This is a genomic window from Shewanella sp. POL2 (assembly GCF_000282755.1).
GTDB lineage: Bacteria > Pseudomonadota > Gammaproteobacteria > Enterobacterales > Shewanellaceae > Shewanella > Shewanella xiamenensis.
Map to the genome: position 1 here is coordinate 1 of NZ_AKZL01000091.1, position 16,815 is coordinate 16,815.

General features: G+C 46.9%; 15 protein-coding genes. 9 read left to right on the plus strand and 6 right to left on the minus strand.

From position 1 onward, the window contains the following. The 7 genes from SHEWPOL2_RS18415 to SHEWPOL2_RS18445 form a co-directional block, all read left to right on the plus strand. Nucleotides 1-3,326, plus strand: a 3,326-nt coding sequence (locus SHEWPOL2_RS18415; protein WP_037430522.1) for an Ig-like domain-containing protein, incomplete at its 5' end; no start/stop codon positions are given. 238 nt (nt 3,327-3,564) lie between these two features. Next, nucleotides 3,565-4,116, plus strand: coding sequence for an ADP compounds hydrolase NudE (gene nudE, locus SHEWPOL2_RS18420; protein ID WP_037430523.1), 552 nt, complete (start codon nt 3,565-3,567; stop codon nt 4,114-4,116). A 70-nt stretch (nt 4,117-4,186) separates the two neighbouring features. Next, nucleotides 4,187-4,999: a 3'(2'),5'-bisphosphate nucleotidase CysQ gene (cysQ, locus tag SHEWPOL2_RS18425; protein WP_037430525.1), complete on the plus strand. Its 813-nt coding sequence runs from the start codon at nt 4,187-4,189 to the stop codon at nt 4,997-4,999. Nucleotides 5,000-5,005: 6 nt separating this feature from the next. Next, complete coding sequence (locus tag SHEWPOL2_RS18430; protein WP_037430529.1) at nt 5,006-5,449, plus strand: N-acetyltransferase; 444 nt, start codon at nt 5,006-5,008, stop codon at nt 5,447-5,449. Nucleotides 5,450-5,680: 231 nt separating this feature from the next. Then, nucleotides 5,681-6,292, plus strand: a complete 612-nt coding sequence (locus SHEWPOL2_RS18435; protein WP_037430532.1) for a TetR/AcrR family transcriptional regulator — start codon at nt 5,681-5,683, stop codon at nt 6,290-6,292. Further along, nucleotides 6,283-8,160, plus strand: a complete 1,878-nt coding sequence (locus SHEWPOL2_RS18440) for an MFS transporter (protein WP_037430534.1) — start codon at nt 6,283-6,285, stop codon at nt 8,158-8,160. Before SHEWPOL2_RS18435 ends, SHEWPOL2_RS18440 begins: the two co-directional genes overlap by 10 nt. 52 nt (nt 8,161-8,212) lie before the next feature. Further along, a complete protein-coding gene (locus tag SHEWPOL2_RS18445) occupies nt 8,213-9,526 on the plus strand; it encodes a hypothetical protein (protein ID WP_037430536.1) in 1,314 nt (437 codons plus the stop codon). A gap of 50 nt (nt 9,527-9,576) precedes the next feature. Here SHEWPOL2_RS18445 and mnmH read toward each other — a convergent pair whose 3' ends face one another. The 3 genes from mnmH to SHEWPOL2_RS18460 form a co-directional block, all read right to left on the minus strand. Continuing rightward, on the minus strand, nt 9,577-10,677 hold the full coding sequence (gene mnmH / locus SHEWPOL2_RS18450) for a tRNA 2-selenouridine(34) synthase MnmH (protein WP_037430539.1): 1,101 nt from the start codon (nt 10,675-10,677) through the stop codon (nt 9,577-9,579). After that, on the minus strand, nt 10,677-11,735 hold the full coding sequence (gene selD, locus SHEWPOL2_RS18455) for a selenide, water dikinase SelD (protein WP_037430543.1): 1,059 nt from the start codon (nt 11,733-11,735) through the stop codon (nt 10,677-10,679). Before selD ends, mnmH begins: the two co-directional genes overlap by 1 nt. A gap of 96 nt (nt 11,736-11,831) precedes the next feature. Further along, entirely contained in the window at nt 11,832-12,938 is a 1,107-nt protein-coding gene (locus SHEWPOL2_RS18460) for a fatty acid desaturase (RefSeq protein WP_037416479.1), read from the minus strand. Nucleotides 12,939-13,081: 143 nt separating this feature from the next. Between SHEWPOL2_RS18460 and fabR the strand changes: the two genes are divergently transcribed. Next, a complete protein-coding gene (gene fabR, locus SHEWPOL2_RS18465) occupies nt 13,082-13,696 on the plus strand; it encodes an HTH-type transcriptional repressor FabR (protein WP_011070594.1) in 615 nt (204 codons plus the stop codon). Nucleotides 13,697-13,762: 66 nt separating this feature from the next. On the opposite strand, the gene trmA is transcribed toward fabR, so the two are convergent. After that, complete coding sequence (gene trmA, locus SHEWPOL2_RS18470; protein ID WP_037430545.1) at nt 13,763-14,860, minus strand: tRNA (uridine(54)-C5)-methyltransferase TrmA; 1,098 nt, start codon at nt 14,858-14,860, stop codon at nt 13,763-13,765. 141 nt (nt 14,861-15,001) lie between these two features. Between trmA and murI the strand changes: the two genes are divergently transcribed. Beyond that, the gene (gene murI / locus SHEWPOL2_RS18475) at nt 15,002-15,817 is read left to right on the plus strand and encodes a glutamate racemase (RefSeq protein ID WP_037430551.1); all 816 of its coding nucleotides are present in this window, start codon (nt 15,002-15,004) and stop codon (nt 15,815-15,817) included. An 11-nt stretch (nt 15,818-15,828) separates the two neighbouring features. On the opposite strand, the gene SHEWPOL2_RS18480 is transcribed toward murI, so the two are convergent. Then, nucleotides 15,829-16,293, minus strand: coding sequence for an RNA-binding protein (locus SHEWPOL2_RS18480; protein ID WP_037430549.1), 465 nt, complete (start codon nt 16,291-16,293; stop codon nt 15,829-15,831). A gap of 249 nt (nt 16,294-16,542) precedes the next feature. Then, nucleotides 16,543-16,815: hypothetical protein (locus tag SHEWPOL2_RS23095; RefSeq protein WP_204366694.1), on the minus strand; the 273-nt coding region annotated here is incomplete at its 5' end.

Below are 16,815 nucleotides of genomic sequence, written 5' to 3' on the forward strand. Positions count from 1 at the left end.
TTCGCGCTACGGATGTCGATGGCTTAACCGCAGAGCAAAGCTTCAGCATTGTGGTGGCAAACGTTAATGATGCACCTGTCGCTACCAATCAGACAGTGACGCTAGAGGAAGACAGTTCGGTGATGATCACGCTTGCGGGTGAGGATGCCGATAATGATCCTCTGACCTATGAGATCAGTACCCAACCTGCCTCTGGTACCTTAGAGCAGCACGGTAGTGTCTGGCTCTACACGCCTGAGAAGGATTTTAATGGTACTGACTCTATTGGCTTTATCGCTAAAGATGCAGAGCTGAGCTCAGAGCCTGCCACAGTCACCGTTACGGTTACGCCAGTGAACGACGATCCTCAAGCTATCGATGACAGCTATACCTTAACCAGTACTGCAAATGACACCTATTCGCTGGCGGTGCTGGCAAACGATGTGGATGTCGATGGTGACACCTTAAGCATTGATGGTGCTGCTGCGGATATTGGCAGTGTACAAATCACTGCTGATGGACTCAGCTTTACCGCGCCCGAGGCTTATGTGGGGCCAGTTGCACTGCGTTATACCATTAGCGATGGCAACAAAGGCCGAGCAACCGCCAAAGTGAATGTGCTGATTGAAGGCGCTGATTCAGCGAGTCAACCCGTGATCACCCTCCCTGATGATGTGGAAGTGAATGCGACAGGCCTGTTTACGCGGGTGAAACTCGGTTTTGCCAAGGCGGTTGACCGTAATGGCCATCCATTACCCGTGTCGCTGGTGAATAAGAGCTTGTTCTTCGCTCCTGGCAACTACTTAGCCTATTGGCAGGCTGTAGACAGCGAGGGCAACAAGGCGATTAAAGCGCAGAAGGTCAAAGTCAATCCATTGATTTCGCTGAGCAAAGATCAAGTTATTGCAGAAGGGAATCAAGTGACCGTGAGTGTTCACCTCAACGGAGAGGCACCAAGCTATCCGCTGAGTATTCCTTACACAGTGTCAGGAACGGCAGACAGCAGCGACCATGATTTGGTTGATGGCGTAGTGGAGATAGCCTCAGGACAAATGGCAGAAATCCACTTTACTACCTTGAACGATGGTGTGAGTGAAGGGAATGAAGAGGTACTAATCAGCCTTGACCCAAGCCTGAATCTTGGTAGTAAGCAGCAGACCCAAGTGGTGATTACCGAAGCCAATATTGCACCACAGGTTAGTTTGGCGGTGACTCAAGCTGGCCAGCAACAAGTCATTGTCGCGCAAAATGGCGGCGATGTGCATATTCGTGCCACCGCCTCCGATGCCAATGAGCAAGATACATTGACGCTGACATGGGCAAGCGGCGCGTTAAGCTTGCAAGCGGATGCGACGGGGATGATGTTCTCTCCAGCCGCGGTAACGCCGGGGATTTATCCCGTGAGCTTAACAGCGACCGATGATGGTTCGCCTGTGCTGTCGAGTACCGAAACAGTGTACATCGTAGTGCGTCCAAGTTTAGCTGCATTGACGAGTGCCGATACGGATGGCGATTTAATCCCTGATGTTCAAGAAGGCTATAGCGACAGCGATAGTGATGGCATCCCAGATTATTTGGATGCGAACAATGACTGTAATGTGATGCCTGAAGGTGAATTGCAGCCGGTGTACTTCTTGGCCGAAGGGCAGGCGGGCGTCTGTTTACGTTTGGGAAATATTGCCCTAAACCGTGGACAGAGCGGCGTGCAACTACAGCCTGAAGCCGTGGCTGAAGATGCTTTAGCCGCCAATGTGGGTGGTATTTTCGACTTTATCGCGACGGGTCTACCACAACAGGGCCAAAGCTATAGCTTGGTATTGCCACAACGCTCGCCCGTTCCAGCGAATGCCGTCTACCGCAAGTTTAATGCGCAAGCGGGCTGGCGAGACTTTGTGATTGATGCAAACAACACTGTTGCCAGTACTGAGGGGGAACGTGGTTTCTGCCCTCCGCCGGGGGATAGTCGTTGGACGCCGGGATTAACCGAAGGCCATTGGTGTGTGCAGTTGACTATCGAAGACGGTGGCCCTAACGATGATGATGGTGTGGCTAACCGTACTATCGTCGACCCAAGTGGCGTCGCGGTGATGCTCAATGGTAACCACTTGCCTGTCGCCAATCCCGACTCGGCAGCAATTGCTTGGAACCAAAGTATCGATGTCAATGTGCTCGCCAACGATACGGATAGCGATGGGGATAGTTTGAGCGTCACGCAAGTGATTAGTGAGTTTGGCACTGTCACAGTGTTAGCTGACCAACTGATCAGTTACACACCGGCGGCAGATTTTATCGGCACCGATGTGTTGGTGTATAGCATTACCGATGGCAAAGGCGGTACGGCAAGTAGTGAGCTGACGATAGTGGTGAATGGCAACACTGCACCTGTGACTGTCGATGACAGCGCCGCTACTGATGATCGCACCAGCCTGCTTATCGATGTGCTGAGTAATGACACCGATGTGGATGGTAATACGTTAACCTTGTTAAGTGCGACGGCTCAACAGGGCACTGTGGCTATCGAAGCCAATAAACTGCGCTATATCCCTAAAACAGGATTCGATGGTGTGGATACCGTGACCTATAGGATTAGCGATGGCCAAGGTGGTGAAGCGACGGGGCAAGTGCTTATCACAGTGAAAGCCTATCAAGAGGTGATTATCGATAATAAGTCAGGAGGAGGCAGTATGACCTTATGGGCGTTGGCATTTATCTTGGCATGCGCGATATTGCGTCGCCGAGAATTACAGCGATTGGCCTTAGGCTGCCTGTTATTGCTCAGTGTGATGCAACAGGCACAGGCAACAGACTGGTATGTTGAGGGTTTTATCGGCCAAGCGCAGGCCGATAAAACCCTGCCTGAGTTAAACGCCCAAGTCGGAGAGGGACAACTCCTCAACGTCGATGACTCGGATACCGCATTTGGGGTGAGCCTAGGTTATCAATGGACACCGATTGTAGCGTTGGAACTGGGCTATGCCGATTTTGGTGAAGGAACAGCGAGGATTAAGGGCGCGACGTTAACGCCGGAACAATACCATGAGTTGGTGAAAACCGTCACCCCAGTGCTTGCCGATGGGGTTATGCTTGGCCTGAGGCTTACCTTGCTTGAACATGAGGGTTGGCGCTTTGAAGTACCCGTTGGCTTGTTCCATTGGCAAGCGGATATTAGTAGTACCATGGGCAATACCACGATAACGACTGATTTAGATGGCACAGATTGGTATGCGGGAGTGCGTTTTAGTTACCAATTTAGTGATGCTTGGTCTGTGGGTTTAGGTTATCAATACCTAGCTATCGAGCCGAATGACCTATTGAGTTATCAACTCAATCTGCGTTATCAGTTTTAGATGATATTGACATCAAAAGGGGCTTAGCCCCTTTTTTGTGGGTGAATTTTCGCGATAAAAAGCGGGATAGTTTTAGCCGCTTCTCCTTTGTTATTGCTTAGTGCGTGACTTAAATCCCATTACTTGGGTCGTGTTCTTTGGAATAGCCGCACTAAATTCAGGTTGTAGATTAAAGACAGGATAGTAAGATTGTCACTTATCCTAGTTAGTTTGTTGCTATTTTTATCCAGGGGCAGTTATGTCACAGCGGCACCACAAGCCGGAAATCTTGCATACTGAAGTTGTCGCTAAGAGCCGTTTGTTTCAAATTGAACAAGTCCATCTTAAATTCTCTAACGGTGTCGAGCGCCAGTATGAGCGGATGAAGGGCGGAAGCCGTGGCGCTGTGATGGTTGTACCCATTCATCAAGGTAACATGCTGTTAGCCCGTGAATATGCCGCTGGTACTGACAATTACGAGCTAGGTTTTCCTAAGGGATTAATAGACCCTGGTGAGCAAGCTATCGAAGCGGCCAATCGAGAATTGCAGGAAGAAATCGGTTTTGGGGCCCGTAAGCTGACCCTGTTGAAAGAACTTAGCCTTGCGCCGGGTTATTTCTCTAGCAAGATGCAAATTTTCATAGCAGAAGATTTATATGAAAGCCGCCTCGAAGGCGATGAGCCTGAACCCATAGATGTGGTGCCTTGGGCGTTGGCCGAGTGGGAAGCGTTACTCGAAAATAGCGATTTTTCAGAATCCCGTAGTGTAAGCGCATTGTTTTTAGCGCAGAAACATCTACAACTTAAATAATCTTTTTTGTTATAGCATTCAGCAATTGAGTGCTTGTGGATCATTCGCGATGTTAGCGATTGGAGTAGTTATGAAGCCAGAAGAGTTAATCGACGAGGTGATTGCGATAGCAACGGATGCGGGTCGCACTATTCGTGAGATTTACCTCAAGGGTAATTTTGAGCGAGAGACTAAGTCTGATAATACCCCTGTCACCTCGGCGGACTTAGCGGCGAATAAGCTGATATGTGAACGTTTGGCCGCATTGACGCCCGATATTCCTATCCTGTCTGAAGAGGCTGCCGATATTCCCCTGAGTGAGCGTGAAGGCTGGAAACGTTATTGGTTAGTCGACCCTCTCGATGGCACGGGAGAGTTTATTGCCGGTAGTGGTGATTTTTCGGTGATCATTGCGTTGGTGGAGCACAATCGTCCAGTAATGGGTGTGGTCTATGTGCCGATGACGCAGGTGTGTTACTACGCCATCGCGGGATTAGGTGCCTATAAACGCACCGATAAGCAGGAAGTGCGCATCAGTAGTCGGCAAATTCAGCACCGTGAGCAAGTTTCCCTGAGGTTAGCGGTGAGTCGTCGTCAGGATCCTCAATCCGTGTTGACCCTCTTCAATCATCCTAAGCATTGTGAACTGGTGGTCATGGGCGGTGCGGCCTTGAAGAGTTGTCTGGTCGCCGAAGGACGCGCCGATTGTTATGTGCGAGTCGGGCCTACGGGAGAGTGGGATACCGGCGCCGCGCAGATCATTATTGAGGAAGCGGGCGGACAGCTCATGGATACCGAACTGCAACCTTTGACTTATAACGAGCGTGAGACGCTTGAAAATCCTAACTTTATTGTTGTTGGTGCGCCCAATTTAGAGTGGGATAAAATTTTAATTGGTGAATAGGTTTACATGCAGTCGATTCGTCCAGTATTAAAGTCAGAGTTAGCCGACGTTTTTCAACTTGAACAGGCTATCTTTGGCGATCATTGTTATCCCGATTTTTTCTTTCGCCAAGGATTTGATTGTTGGCCTGAGCATTTTCTGGTTGCCATAGATGATGGCGGTAAGCTGTTAGGTTATGTGCTCTGCGCTCAAAGTGGCGACCCTACCTGTATGTGGATCCTGTCCGTGGCGGTGAGTGAGCAAGCCCGCGGGCGAGGCATTGGTAAACAATTAATCCAACAATGTTTAAGCCAAATACCACCTCTGGTTAAGCGGGTGGATTTAACTGTCGATCCCCATAATCCTGCCCATGGTTTATATCAGCGTTTAGGGTTTGTCGATACTGCCTTCGAAGCGGACTATTTTGGCGCTGGGTCAGATAGAGTGGTGATGAGTTATCACTGCCGCTAGGTAAAAGTTCAACCTCGAAATGGCGCCCTCGATTGAGGGCGCCATTTTTTTATGCGTTAAAAGTTAAGTTCCTTCCAAGGTTCTCATCGAGCGATTGCCTCGAAGTTAGCCCTTCTTCCCTCATTTTTATGCCTTTTACTTCATGCTGTACGCAAAATAAACTTATTTTGAACGTTGTTTTTTTATTTTTTAGACTGTTAATCTCACTGCATTCAACAGGGAGTGAGACCTATGGCGAGACGCAAAGAACATAGTCATGATGAGATTCGTGCTATGGCAATAGAAGCGGCAATGGCACTGCTGCAACAGCAAGGGACACAAGAACTGAGTTTACGCAAGATTGCAAGCCAGATTGGCTATGTGCCGAGTACCTTAATCAATATCTTTGGTAGCTATAACTACCTTTTGTTAGCCGTTTCTGAGGCAACGCTGCAGGCGCTGATGCATCAGCTCTCCGAGGTAAATGCAGATAATAGTCGCAATCAAATCATCAGCATGGCGCAAAAATACGCTGAGTTTGCCCATGCACAGCGCCAATGTTTTAAGTTGGTATTTGAACTGCAGCTACTCGACTCCGAACCGTTGCCCGAATCCCAAGGCCAACTTATTGCGGGTTTATTCAGTTTAATTGAGCGTGAGTTAGCCCTGTTGTTCCCCAATAAGACTGCTGAGCAGCAACTTCAAATGAGCCGAGTGCTTTGGGGCGGCATCCATGGACTCACCGCCTTATCACTGGATAATAAATTGTTTGCCGATACGGCATCTTTACCCGCTTTACTAGAGAGTCATGTGACAGGGTATTTACAGGGAATGGGTTATCAGAGGGAAAAATCATGCTGCTAACAAAACGTTTTTTACCGTATTTCGCAACCCAATGTCTGGGCGCACTTAACGACAATATCTATAAAAATGTGTTGCTGTTGCTCGTCACCTTCAGCCAAGTCAATGATTTACCCATTAGCGTCGACATGTTTGTTAATTTGGCTGCTGGGGTCTTTATCCTGCCGTTTTTCCTGTTCTCTGCCCATGCTGGCGTCGTGGCCGACAATATGGATAAAGCCAAACTTATCCGTCGCTTAAAACTGCTCGAAGTCATCATTATGTTCAGCGCCGCACTCGCTATTGTGAGTGAGAATTACATGATGATGTTATTACTGCTGTTTTTAACCGGTAGCCAGTCAGCCTATTTTGGTCCTGTCAAATATTCCCTCTTGCCTCAAGCCTTAAAAGAGGATGAGTTAGTGACGGGCAATGCATGGGTTGAGATGGGGACGTTTTTGTCTATCTTGATCGGTACCTTGAGTGCCGGGATTTTAGTGTCTGAAAACAACGCCACCTTGTGGTCGGCCATCACGGTCGCAGCCCTTGCCTTGGCGGGGTATTTGTCTAGCCGTGCGATCCCTGCTTTACCGCCGCAGGGCACGGTACAGAAAATCCAATTTCGTCCATTATCAGGCACTTGGCGTACCATTAAGAAGGCACGCCAAACGCCTTCGATTTGGATGGCCATCCTCGCCATTAGCTGGTTCTGGTTTTTGGGGGCGACATATCTGACCCAATTCCCTAACTTTGCCAAGCTGCATTTGCACTCTGGTGCGACAGTGGTGTCGCTGCTACTTGGGATGTTCTCGATCGGGATTGCGGTTGGCTCCTTTGTCTGTGAGCGTTTTTCCTTTGGCCATGTGGAGTTAGGCTTGTTGCCCTTTGGGGTGCTCGGGTTAACCGTGTTTGGTGTGGACTTGCTGTGGGCGATTCCGCCTGCACCTGCGGATGCTAGTTTTGTTTATGGCTTACAAAGCTTTATTGCCGAGCAGAAGCATTATCGAGTGATGCTGGACTTCTTTATGATTGGTGTCAGCGGAGGTCTGTTTATCGTGCCTCTGTACGCCTTTATTCAAGCGCGTTCTGCGAAGGGAGAATGTGCGCAAGCGATTGCCGCGAATAACATTATGAACTCACTGTTTATGGTGGCGTCGGCGTTGTTGTCTATGCTGTTACTCGGTGTGGCTGGCTGGAGTATTCCACAGTTGTTCTTACTGCTAGCCGTGATGAATTTCGTTGTTGCTCTCTATGTGTATTCACAAGTGCCTGAGTTTACCCAACGATTTATCAGTTACTTACTCAGCCATGTGATGTATCGAGTGACTGTGACTGGGCGGGAAAAGATCCCCAAAGAAGGCGCGGGTATCATAGTCTGTAACCATGTGAGCTATGTGGATGCGTTGATCATTATGGGCGCGTCGACCCGGCCGATTCGTTTCGTGATGGATAAATCTATCAGTGAAATACCTGTGCTGAAATACCTGTTCCGCCATGCTGGGGTGATCCCGATTTGTTCGCCGCGCCAGAGTGAGGCCACTTACAATCAAGCCTTTGAATCGATTCATGAGGCGTTAGCGAATGGCGAGTTGGTGTGTATCTTCCCCGAAGGCCGCTTAACCCCCGATGGTGAACTTGGTGAGTTCCGTCCCGGTATCGATAAAATCTTGGCCCGCGATCCCGTGCCCGTGATCCCAATGGCGCTCAATGGCCTGTGGGGCTCTTACTTCAGTCATAAAGATGGCCATGCATTGACTACAATGCCTAAACGTTTCTGGTCAAGAGTGTCGGTTGATGTTGCTACCTCTATTTCTGGTGTGTCCACAAATCGTGAAAATCTCCGTCAGCAGGTTATGCACTTACTTGCTTTACGAAATAGAATTGTGTTGTAATTATTTAGTTAAAAAAACATATAAATAACAATTTGGAGTGTTGGAGTTGGTTATGAAAAAAGGATGTTATGTTGGAGTTTTAGTGCTACTTCTTGGTGGATGCGGAGGGGCTGACGATTCGACTAATAGTGACTCTGATGGAGTTATTCCTCCATCACCTCGACTCATTATGGATGTCGAGAGTACTGCAAATATGTGTAATATTAGTGAGAAAAAAGCTGGTGTTGACATTATTGTTCATCGTCGAGATGGTAGCATTCTTAGTTCTTATAAGAGTGATGCGCAGGGTCATGTTGATTTACCTTGGTCTAGTGAAGCATCACATTTGACTATTGCTGCACCATCATTTTTCAGTGGTAGTGTCTCTTGGGATATCCGAACAGAGCTAAATGCGAAAGCGGGTGACTACGGTATCTATCGTTTTACTGATGAAAGATTAAATAGCGGCTGTGAATGTACCTATATAAACATAGATACTAGTGAGATAGCTACTGTTTATAGTAACTACAATCTTTATGCAAATAATGCTTATATCAGTCCTATATTAACGTATCACCCGTTACATGCATGTAAGCGTAATAATAAATTCGCACCTGTGAACTTTGTGTTAATTCCGAAGCAGAGTGGTGCAACTGCTTATGCTGGAAGTATTGATCCTAATACGATTGATTTATCCCAAGTAATTTCACTGTCAAGTAGCATATTTGAGGGGGCGTCTCACGAAGGTACTTTGCTTAATATTGATGTAAATAGTAGCAACTATTCATTGCGAAGTTACTCCGAGACTGAATATGGTCGTCAAAACTGGGTTACATGGGCTACAAAAGAAGTTCAATTATTCCCCGAGCTTTTTAATCGCAATCTAGTTTCAGCATCGCAACGTATCGACCTCGGCGGAAATGATCTAGGCTATTTGACTTATAATGGGTTAACCAGGAGAGCTGTTGTTGATACTTCAAATAAATTAAGTCTAAATTTACCATTAAATGAAAATCTAATGTTGAACGAAGTTACGCGTTTAATGGGGGTAATGGGTGGTGCTGGTAATATAAATTATGATTTCAGTTTTAACTCTGCCACTATGCAAGGCTTACAGATCACATTAGAACAAGGTAATGCTAATTGGGCAATTTCCGGTCCTTTAAAAGGCTCAATTCCTGATTTAGATTTACCTACACATTTGCAAGCCGTATTTGGCAATTCTTCTGTAAGTTCGATGAGTTTCTATGTGTGGGGGTATGGTGGTATCACTGATTTATATGATTTGCGTTCTGAGCTAAGTAAGTCTAGTCGTAGCAATAGTCCAATTCGTTCGACTAAACTTGACAATTACGATTACGAAGATATCACTATATCAGCATACTAGTTCTATAAATCATGCCCCGCTGCACACTTGTTGTGCGTCGGGTCATTATCTTATGGATAGTTATCCAGCCACTGATGCATGTCTTGGTGATTTCCCCTAAAAAGCACTCGATGTGCTTTTTTTGCTAATTGGTATTCATACATAGGGTCGTAATACTTTTGCAGTAGCAGGCTTATCCAAGTTAAATGCTGTGAGGTTTGGTTTTGATTGAGTTGCTGCGTCAGAGCCAGTTGCATGATGTCTTGTAATTCTTGAAATTGTTTACCACCGAGACGTTTACGAATACTGGTAAGACTCTGCAAAAGATATTGGCTAAAGGCATCAAAGCCTGCCTCAATACCTAAGCGTTCAACAAAACCTTGATGCATTTTATGAACATATTCATCGAGTAAGCGACTTAGCCTAATGTCATCATCTTCTTCGAGTACTACAATATCGGCTGCCTGCATGGCGCTATAAAAGTTTTGCGGCAGTGCTGAGCGGCCAATCAGAAAGCTTTCATCCTCAAGTAGTAAGCAGGAATGATTGCCCTGTTGGTGGCGGAGTAGTGCAATCGCGAGCTGATTTTCAAAGTTTATTTGCGTTGGTTGTGGGTCGATGTTTTTACCAAAACTCGATCCTCTGTGATTGGCGATACCCTCAAGATCCACTGCCTCTTTGCGCTGTCTTAAAAAATCCGTTTTACCGCAGCCCGTCATACCACTTAGGCTTAACAAGCGTTGCTCGCTAGGGACTGCATCAATCACACCAATTAAATATTGGCGCATGCCTTTGTAGCCACCCTGTACATAAGGTACGACTACGCCCGCTTCTTTAAGCCATTGCTGAGTTAGCTGTGAGCGTAGCCCGCCACGAAAGCAGTAAAGGTAAGCTTCGGGGTGGGCCGATAAAAAGTGTAACCAAGCATCAATTCTTTGTTGTTTTACTGCGCCATGTACGAGTGAATGGCCTAAGGTAATCGCGGCTTGCTGTCCTTGCTCTTTGTAGCAAGTTCCGACCTTTTCCCTTTCTTTATCAACCATTAACGGTAGATTTTCTGAGGAGGGAAACGCGCCGCGATCAAATTCAATCGGCGCCCTTAAGTCGATTAATGGCTGCCCAGCGACAAAGATATCGTGGTATTGCTGGGCCTGGATTATCGTTGTTGTCATTAACACAGTACCACATTGGTAGCGGTGGTGGGGGTTTCTAATGAACCAATACAGATAGGCTCAATTTGATGGGCATTAAGCAGTGCCACCAGTTCCGCTTCGGCCTCACTCGATACCGCCACTAACAAGCCGCCACTGGTTTGTGGGTCACACAAAATGGCTTTTTGATGATCAGTAAGGGCGGGTAAGTGTTCGCCATAACTGTCGTAGTTACGGTGGGTTCCGCCGGGAACACAACCTTGCGCAAGATAGTCGAGGGCGCGAGGTAAGAGCGGCACTGCATCGAGTGTTAATTTGGCGGTGAGTTTAGCGCCTTGGCACATTTCGAGCAGATGGCCTGCAAGACCAAAGCCAGTGACATCTGTCAGGGCGTTTACGCCTTTGATCTTAGCGATCTTAGCGCCTACGCTATTGAGTTGGCACATGGCATTCACCGCAATGTGGCTATCTTCGTCTTTTAGCTTCTTCTGCTTTTGTGCCGTGGTAAGAATGCCAATGCCAATAGGTTTTGTGAGATACAAACGATCGCCAGTTTTAGCAGTGTCGTTTTGTTTTAAATCCGTAAGGGCGATTTGCCCTGTTACTGCAAGGCCAAAGATAGGTTCAGGTGCATCGATGCTATGACCGCCAGCCAGCATAATGCCTGCTTCCATACAGGCTTGACGACCGCCATCAACCACTTGTTGCGCGATTTCGGCAGGCAATTTGTTGATTGGCCAGCCTAAAATAGCAATCGCCATCATCGGCGTGCCGCCCATGGCGTAAATATCACTAATCGCATTGGTGGCAGCAATGCGGCCAAAGGTAAAGGGGTCATCAACAATGGGCATAAAAAAATCAGTGGTACTGATAATGCCAATTTCATCATTGAGCTTATACACGGCCGCATCATCGCGACTCTGATTGCCGACCAGCAGATTAGGATCGGTAAATACGGGGAGCTGGGAGGCTAAAATGGTCGTTAGTACCTTCGGCGAAATTTTACAGCCGCAACCAGCACCATGACTATATTCGGTGAGTTTAATGCTATCGGTTGGAGATACTGCACAATTCGACATGAGCCTAACATCCTGTAAAAAGTGAATGAGGCATCATCATAATAGGATACGGCCACCATGCAAGGCGGCCGTATGATTTTTACCGATAATTGTGGCCTAGCTATAAGTTGCAGTCAGGCTCTTCCAGCTTTTTTGCTGATTCAGGAGTCGAGTTTTTAGCTCTTCGACTTGCTGCAATAATTGCTGATCGACCAGTTGCTTACGTTTGGCCTCTAACAGTGCCTTTTGGGCTTGATAATATTCGAGTAAGTGTTGTTTCATCAACTCATACTCTTGTTGAATTTTTTCAATAATTTCATCGGCATTTGGCAAATTGAGCACTTTGCTTTTAGCATGCAGCAGTTGCATTTGTAAGCGGGCACTCTCGATTCGCTCCTGCGGACTCGTGCGTAAGTCTTTGGCTAAACCCACCCAAGATAACGCCTTAATCAACCACTTAGTCGGATCGTAATGCCACCATTTAATCCCGTTACGATAATCGTTTTCGAAGATATGGTGGAAATTATGGTAACCCTCACCGTAGGTCAGTACAGCCAGAAAACCGTTATCGCGGGCCGTATTTTTATCGGTATAAGGTTGGCTACCCCACACGTGGGCGAGGGAGTTAATGAAGAAGGTGCAGTGATGCACGACCACTAAGCGCAGAAGTCCCGCCATCAGTAACATACCCGCGATATTGCCAGTGAACCAGCCTAATAAAGCAGGCAGACCAATATTCATAAGTAGCACAAGTGCAAGATAGTGCTTGTGTTGCCACATCACGATACGGTCGTTCTGTAAATCACGCACGTTTTGGTAGTCATGGTAACGCTGGGCTTGGTATTCGCGCAGCATCCAACCGATATGGCTGTACCAGAAACCCATGTTGGCGGAGTAAGGATCTTTGTCATTGTCATCGACATGCTTATGATGCACTCGATGATCGGATGCCCAATGTAACGCGCTGTTTTGTAATGCTAATGCACCACCAAGTGCGTAGATGAAACGTATTACAGGGTGTGCCTTATAGGCTTTATGTGACCAGAGTCTATGGTAACCCGCAGTGATCGACAGACCACTGGCAAAGGCTAACACCACAAAAGCAATCCATTCGCTGGCACCGTAACCGTGGGCTAGGCCATACCAAGGAACGAGGATTACCGCACTGAGAAAGGTTAGGCTAAATAGGGTGACATTAAGCCAGATGATAGGGGGTTTATTCATTATAGTTTCCAATATCCGCATTTGAGCGTACAACTGTAAGCTAATTTAGCCCAGCAATCTTGTTTGGTCAAGGTGGATAGGGCTGTGTTTCAATCGCAAAAGCGGTATTATCGCGTCATTACATTCAGTTAGCGGATTCAAGAATGGGTATTCGTGCACAGCAAAAAGAGAAAACTCGGCGGGCTCTAGTCGATGCGGCCTTTAATCAGCTCAGTGCTGAGCGGAGCTTCTCTAGCTTAAGTTTGCGAGAAGTGGCGAGGGAAGCCAACATTGCGCCCACATCCTTTTATCGTCATTTTAAGGATATGAATGAACTCGGGTTGACTATGGTCGACGAGGGCGGGCTTACCCTAAGGCAAATGATGCGCAAGGGGCGTCAACGTGCTGAAGCGGGTGGTAGCGTGATCCGTATATCAGTGGATACCTTTATGGAAGTTCTTGATTCTAATCCAAACGTTTTCAGAATTTTACTGCATGAGCGTTCAGGTACCTCGGCGGCATTCCGCGCTGCGGTGGCTCGCGAGATTGAACATTTTATTTCTGAATTGGCCCATTACACCGAAGCGACGGCGGGCCGTACACCTATGCTAGCCAGAGCGCAGGCAGAAGCGCTAGTGACCTTAGTGTTTAACGCCGGAGCGTCGGCACTGGATATGAAGCGCGCCGATCGTAAAGTGCTTGCCGATCAATTAGTAATGCAGCTGCGCATGGTCGCCAAGGGCGCTGAAGCATTACAACATAAAGTAGAACATCGTTAGTTGGGTACGGTTTGACTAAAAACAAAGGAGCCACAGGCTCCTTTGTTTTTAGGTATATAGAGTCGCCTAACGACGCTCTAACAGTACACCTGTTTCCATATGGTCGGTATAAGGGAACTGATCGAATAGCGCAAAACGAGTCACCTTGTGAGTCTGATTTAATTGCTGCAAATTGTCTTTTAAGGTGTCGGGATTGCACGAGATATACAGGATCCGCTCATAACCTTGCACTAAGTCCAACGTGGCTGGGTCAATACCTGCTCGTGGTGGGTCGACAAAAATGGTGTTGCACACATAGCTATCCAGATCGATGCCTTCTAAGCGTCTAAAGCTGCGCTTTTTCGCCATCGCATCGCTAAATTCTTCCGCCGACATACGAATAATCTGCAGATTATTGATATTGTTGACTTCGATATTGTACTGGGCTGCATCCACCGAAGGTTTAGCTAACTCGGTCGCGAGCACGCGATTAAAGTTTTGTGCCAGCGCGATAGAGAAGTTGCCATTACCACAGTAAAGCTCCAGCAAATCGCCTTGGCTGTGTTGAGTTACGTCGATAGCCCATTCCAGCATCTTGATTGCCACCTTGGCATTTGGCTGGGTAAAACTGTTTTCGATTTGTTTGTAATGGAAAACTTTGTCATTCACTTGCAGTGACTCAACTACAAAGTCTTTATCTAAATCGATTTTCTGTTTGCGCGCACGGCCAATGATATTGACCTTAAATTGGCTGCTCAATCTGGCTTTGAGCGCGGTGGCTTCGCTGCGCCATTGGTCATCAAGCTGTCTGTGATACAGCAGTGATACTAGAATCTCACCACTGAGCGTTGATAAAAAATCAACCTGGAAGAGTTTGTGGCGTAGGCTGTGGTTAGGTTTTAACTCGGCGATCAGTGCCGCCATCATTTGATTGATTAACGCACTCGCAGGTAAGTATTGATCACAACGTACTTTGTCGTTCAATACTTTATCAAACATGTAATAGTATAAATCGTCGCCCTCATGCCATACGCGAAACTCGGCGCGCATACGGTAGTTGGCAGGCTCAGAGGCAAACACTTCAACACTCGGCGTCTCAAATTGGGCAAAGGCCTGCTCTAGCTTGATACGCTTTGCAGTAAGTTGCGCATCATAGGTCGTGGGATCCATTGCTGCTAAATTCATTGTTGATTCACCGTGGCTGTAAATTGGGGCGCAAATTTTATACTAGGTGACACGAATGTCCAGCATCTTGGTTTTGCGGTTTGAGCAAAGCTGTGGGAAAATCCGCCCGCGCATGGGGCGAAGAATTAACTGGAGATGGGCTTGTCGCAACCAATATTAGTATTCGATTCTGGCATCGGCGGTCTATCCGTATTAGCAGAAATTCGCAAACTGCTTCCTCACCATGATTACTGCTATTTATTCGATAATGCCAGATTGCCCTATGGCGAATTGGAGGAGCAGGAACTTGTCTCGGGTTGTGTCGCGCTAATCGACCAAGTCGTCGAGCGTACCCATGCAGCTATTGTTGTCGTTGCTTGCAATACCGCGAGTACGGTTGTGCTGCCTGCGCTGCGTGCCACTTTAACTGTTCCTGTTGTCGGTGTTGTCCCCGCCATTAAACCTGCGGCGCAGTTATCTAAAAGTAAGCGTATAGGGTTGCTTGCTACCCCAGGTACGGTAAAGCGCCACTATACTCACGAACTCATTAGCCAATTTGCCGATGACTGCCATGTAGAGCTGTTCGGATGTTCGGAATTAGTGCTGATGGCCGAGCAGAAGATTGCCACTGGTCAGCTGGATATGGTGCGATTAACGCAGATATTGTCGCCGATTGTCGAGGCGGAGTTAGATGTATTGGTACTTGGATGCACTCATTTCCCCATGATGCGTGATGAATTGCAGCAGGTATTGGGTCAAGGTGTGACTCTGCTTGATTCAGGTGAGGCAATAGCTAAACGAGTCAAAACACTGTTAGCTACTAAGAGCGAACAGCAAGGTCTAAAAGACGCGCATCAAGATTCGGTTATGCAGGCGTTTTATACTAAAGCGGAAATCAGTGAGGGATTGATGACTATGTTAGTCGATTGTGGCTTTTCGGCCCTAGAGCGAATCACCACAATCAACCAGAACGGATAAGCTAACGCAGATTATTCATCAGTACCTGTACGGTCGGCGGCTTCCGAATCTTGAGTCTTAGCTTCTCTAACCTTTAAGGTTCTTTCTTGGAAGTTAAAGTCATTTAGCTTAACCATTGCTTTTTGAGCACCTGCTTCGGACATTTCAACAAAACCGAAGCCTTTACGGCGGCCTGTTTTACGATCTCGAACTAAACGGACTGAATTGACTGGGCCGAATTCACCAAACAAGACTTTCACTTCTCCCTCATGCACACGATAAGGCAAGTTACCTACATAGAGTGTCATTGTCGGGCCGACATATTGTTCATCAGCAGCTTGAGTGGTACCTAAATCAGGGACAAATTTAAAGATAAGCGTAGTAATAATCACGCCAGCAACAAAGGCGATGTAAGCGGGTAATGTTGTTGCAAATTGAGATAGCGCAATTGCGCCAAGAATGGCAATAACCAAAACAATAAGAAATGACTTTTGCATATAAATGCTCTCTGAATGAAATAGAAAATGATAAATAACTGTTAACAGCAAGTCATATGGTAATGAATTATTTACTTTTACACTAGACTGCTGCCGAAAAATTGAGCGCGAATTATCATTTATCAGATAAAAACTTACATCAAAATTGAATAACCAAGCCAAAATAGATAAAAAATAAACATAATGCTTAAAATGTCGGCGTACAGTCTTTAGGGGCTAAAAAAGCGCTTGCACAAAAAGTTCCGCTGCCTATAATGCGCATCCACTGACACGGCAGACAGCGATACGCAGTTGCAAGTGCCAGTTCATCAAGTGATTCAGTCCTTGATGAGCGAAAAGAAAGTTTAAAAAACTACTTGACGCAAAAACGGGAATGCGTAAAATACGCAGCCCTGACCCGCTGAAATCACTTATGATAATGCGATGGTCAACGCTCTTTAACAATTTATCAAGCAAATCTGTGTGGACACTCACAGGTGTTGAGTTAATCGAAATTACTCTGCCGTTTGGCGAGTAATCAAA